A 4,124-nucleotide genomic window follows, 5' to 3' on the forward strand; every position below is an offset into this window, starting at 1 on the left:
AGAGAATCCGCCGACCCCTGCCCAGCCTCACTCTCCAACCCGCCAGAACCCTCCCGCCGCCGACGCAGCTCGGCCGGCAGGGCGAGCACAGCCACCACCACCCCGACCCCACCAACCGCAGCAAACCCCCAAGCAGGCGACCACGTATCCATCACCACACCAGCCAACGGCGCCCCCAGCGCCACCCCCACCGTCAGTGACGAGTTGTGCAACCCCATCGCCTCGCCCCGGGCCGATGCCGGGGTCATCCGGCTCACCGCATCCGCCGTCGCCGTGATCGTCGGGGCGCACAGCGCCCCCGCCGGCAGGAGCAGCAGCGCGAGCAGCCACCAATGACCCCCGGCCAGCCCGACCGGGATCGTCAGCAGAGCCATCGGCGCCAGCAACGCCAACGGCGACAGCCCCCGCTTTACCGTCCCGTACGCGAACCCGCCCACCAGCGAGTAAGCCGCCCACATGCCCAGCACCGCCCCGGTCCACTCGACCTCCCCGGAGCTCTGCAGCACAGCTACCACCGCCACGTCCGTGCCGCTCAGGACGATGGTTGCCGCGCTTGTGATGGCCAGGATCGCCACCAGGCGGGGCTTGAGCCAGGTGCTGCGGGGGACGCGTTCGCCCGCGGAGATCGGCTTTTCGTCCTTGCCGCGGATCGGCGGGTTCAGCAGGTACAGCCCTATGCCGGACAGCAGGATGCCCGTGCCGACCGCCAGCATCGCCACCCGGGCGCCTGCTGTGGTGCTGACCAGGACGCCCAGGGCCGGGCCGGCCATGAAGGACAGCTCCGTGGTGATCGAGTCCAGGGCGAAGGCCGGCAGGCGGTGCGACTCCGGCGCCAGCGCGGCGATCGACTGCCGGGCCACCGCGAACGCCGGCAGGGTCAGGAAGCCGCCCACCAGGGCCGCCATCAGCAGCGCCCAGTACGGCATGGCCTGCGCCGTCGTCCAGAAGGTCACCTCGGCCACCGTGGTCAGCACCAGCACCGGGCGCAGGCCCTTGCGGTCGGTGACCCGGCCCAGCACCGGCGCGCCCAGGGAGCTGCCGACGGTGAAGGCCGCTCCGACCAGGCCCGCGGCGCCGTAGCCGAGGTGCAGGTCCTGGGTCACGTGCAGGGTCAGGGTGACCGTGCCGGCCGTGATCGGGATGCGGGCGAGCGTCGCCACGATGAGCAGCGAACGGATCCCGCGCAGCGCGAGGGTCTCCCGGTAAGGCGTGAGTGTCATGGCGGTCCTAACCTCCGCCGGACAGTCAACAGCAGGGGTACGACAACTCCCAGTCGATTAGACGAGGGTCACGCGACGACCGGCGTGCCTGTCGTTTCGACTGCGGCCTCCTCGAACTGCGCCAGCGCCGCGGTCGTCGTTGCCGCGGCCACCCCGGCCGTCAGGTCCAGCAGCACCGTGGTGGCGAAACCCGCCTGCTTCGCGTCGAGCGCTGTCGCCCGTACGCAATGGTCTGTGGCGATGCCCACCACCTCGACCTCCGTCACCGACCTGGCCCGCAGCCAGTCGGCCAGCCCTTCGCCCTCGCGGGTGTGTCCCTCGAAGCCCGAGTACGCCGCCTTGTGCTCGCCCTTGTGGAACACCGCCTCCACCCGTTCCGTCTCCAGCGCCGGGTGGAAGGACGCGCCTTCCGTGCCGACCACGCAGTGGGCCGGCCACGAGTCGACGAAGTCGGGGTGTTCGCTGAAGTGCGCGCCCGGGTCGATGTGGTAGTCCTTCGTCGCCACGACGTGGTCCCAGCTGCCCGACTTCAGGGCGGCCGAGATGCCGGCGGCCACGCCGGCGCCGCCCGCCACGGCCAGGGAGCCGCCCTCGCAGAAGTCGTTCTGGACGTCGACGATGATCAGTGCGCGTGACATGGTCACACCTTTCAGGCGGTGGGGACGACGGTGACCGGGATCGCCGGGTCGCCGGCGGAGAGCTTCAGGCCCTCCCACGGGATCGAGATCAGGCACTGGCGCAGGTGGTCGCGGGACTCGGCCAGGGCCGGCAGCGGTGCCACCTCGCCGCCCACGACGAACGAGCGCTGCAGCAGCCGGTCGTTGGTGTTGTGGTCCGGCACACCCTGGGACACGATGATCTCCTCGGTGGCCGTACCCGTGGGCTTGTGCCGCCGGACGGCGGTCTTGCGGCCGCCGACCGTCGCTTTGTTCTCCGAGCGCTTCACCACGGCCCGGCCCTCGACCTCGACCAGCTTGTAGACCAGGCCCGCCGTCGGCGCCCCGGAGCCGGTGACCACCGCCGTGCCCGCGCCGTACATGTCGACCGGCTCGGCGGCCAGCGTCGCGATCGAGTATTCGTCCATGTCGCCGGAGACGATGATCTTCGTCTCCGTGGCGCCGAGGGAGTCGAGCAGCTCGCGCGAGTGCTGGGCCAGCACCGACAGGTCACCCGAGTCGATGCGGATCGCGCGCAGGTCGGGCCCGGCCACGGCGATCGCGTTGCGGATGCCCTGGGCGATGTCGTAGGTGTCCACCAGCAGCGTCGTGTTCTTGCCGAGCGCCGCCACCTGCGACGCGAACGCGGCCGGCTCGTCGTCGTGCAGCAGCGTGAACGCGTGCGCCGACGTGCCGGTCGTGGGGATGCCGTAGCGGCCGCCGGCCGCGAGATTCGAGGTCGAGGCGAAACCGGCGAGATAGGCCGCGCGGGCCGCGGCCACGGCGGCTTCCTCATGGGTACGGCGTGAGCCCATCTCGATGATCGGCCGGCCCCGCGCGGCGGTGACCATCCGGGCCGCTCCCGCCGCGATCGCGCAGTCGTGGTTGAGCACCGACAGGATCAGCGTCTCCAGCACCACGCACTCGGCGAAGCTGCCGGACACCGTCAGGATCGGTGAGCCGGGGAAGAACAGCTCGCCCTCGGCGTACCCGTCGATGTCGCCGGTGAAGTGGTAGTCCGCGAGCCACGCCGCGGTGGTCTCGTCGACGACGCCCGAGCGGCGCAGGAAGTCGATGTCCGCATCGGTGAAGCAGAAGTCGCGGATGAGCTCCATGAGCCGGCCCTGACCAGCGGCGACACCGTAGCGGCGCCCGGACGGCAGGCGCCGGGCGAACACCTCGAAGACGCTGCGGCGGTTCGCCGTCCCGTCCTTGAGGGCGGCACTGACCATGGTCAGCTCGTACTGGTCGGTCAGCAGCGCGGGTGCGAAGTCGGTCACGGATCCACCTTAGGCGTCCCCTCCTGGCCCTCGCTGCGCTCGGTGCAGTCGGTCACGCCGCGCCTACCTTATTGCGGGAGCAGGCGCAGTGCCGGAGCAAGTTCCAGCCTGCCGTTGACTCCCAGCTTGGTGTAGACGCGCTGTAGATGGTTCTCGACCGTGCGTGGTGACAGGTAGAGCCGGTCGGCGATCTCCCGGCTGCGGACCCCCTCGGCGGCCAGCTCGGCCACCTGGCGTTCGCGGACCGTCAGCGCCGGCTGGACCGCCAGCAGCGCCGGGGTCCGCAGCGCACCGCAGCGGCTCAGCACATCGGCCATCAGCGTGCTGGCGGCCAGGGCCCGTGGGTCCCTTGCCGTGCGGAAGACCCGGACCGCGCCGGCCGCGGCCTCGACGGCGAAGAGCTGGTAGCCCAGCACGGCGAACTCCCGGGCCACCGCGAACAGGTCCTCGCCGGATTCGGCCGCGGCGGCCGCCGCATGCCGGATCACCAGCTCTGTCGCCGGACCGCCGACCAGCGGCGCCAGCTCCCCGAGCCGGGCGGCGGCCAGCTGAGGCTGTCCGAGCCGGACCAGGTCGTAGAGGGCGAGCAGCTCCTGACCGTGCAGGCGGTCGGCCCGCAGCCGGGTCACCGCGCGCTGCACGACCCGTACGGCGGCAGCCGGCTCGCCCTGGCACACCAGCGTCCACGCCCGGGCTTGCTCCTGCCACGGGTAGTAGAGGCTGACGGCGGTGCCCGCGGCCGCCTCGGCGGTGGCCAGGGACTCGGTGGCGATCGTGCTCTCGCCGCGCAGCGCCGCCACGTTGGCCCGGGCGAAGTGGGCGCTGCCGTCGTACACCCGGGCCGGGGCCAGCGACGCGCAGGCCTGCTCGGTGGCGTGCAGGGCCTCGCGGGTCTGCCCGCGCAGCAGGCTCGCCTGGGCCTGCAGCAGCGACACCCAGCCGGAGCCGAAGCCGAAGCCGCCGGCCTG

Annotated in this window: 4 protein-coding genes; all 4 read right to left on the reverse strand. The window is 72.1% G+C overall.

Going from position 1 to position 4,124, the window contains the following annotated elements; genetic code table 11:
* Window positions 1-1,220 (reverse strand): MFS transporter (locus AB0C29_RS36710; RefSeq protein WP_360830401.1); only part of this gene is annotated, 1,220 nt, incomplete at its 3' end.
* A 68-nt stretch (window positions 1,221-1,288) separates the two neighbouring features.
* Complete coding sequence (locus AB0C29_RS36715; protein WP_360830404.1) at window positions 1,289-1,858, reverse strand: isochorismatase family protein; 570 nt, start codon at window positions 1,856-1,858, stop codon at window positions 1,289-1,291.
* A gap of 11 nt (window positions 1,859-1,869) precedes the next feature.
* On the reverse strand, window positions 1,870-3,156 hold the full coding sequence (locus AB0C29_RS36720; protein WP_360830407.1) for a nicotinate phosphoribosyltransferase: 1,287 nt from the start codon (window positions 3,154-3,156) through the stop codon (window positions 1,870-1,872).
* Between the two features lie 68 nt (window positions 3,157-3,224).
* Window positions 3,225-4,124: helix-turn-helix transcriptional regulator (locus AB0C29_RS36725; RefSeq protein ID WP_360830410.1), on the reverse strand; the 900-nt coding region annotated here is incomplete at its 5' end.

Source organism: Actinoplanes sp. NPDC048791, from assembly GCF_040650095.1.
Taxonomy (GTDB): Bacteria; Actinomycetota; Actinomycetes; order Mycobacteriales; family Micromonosporaceae; genus Actinoplanes.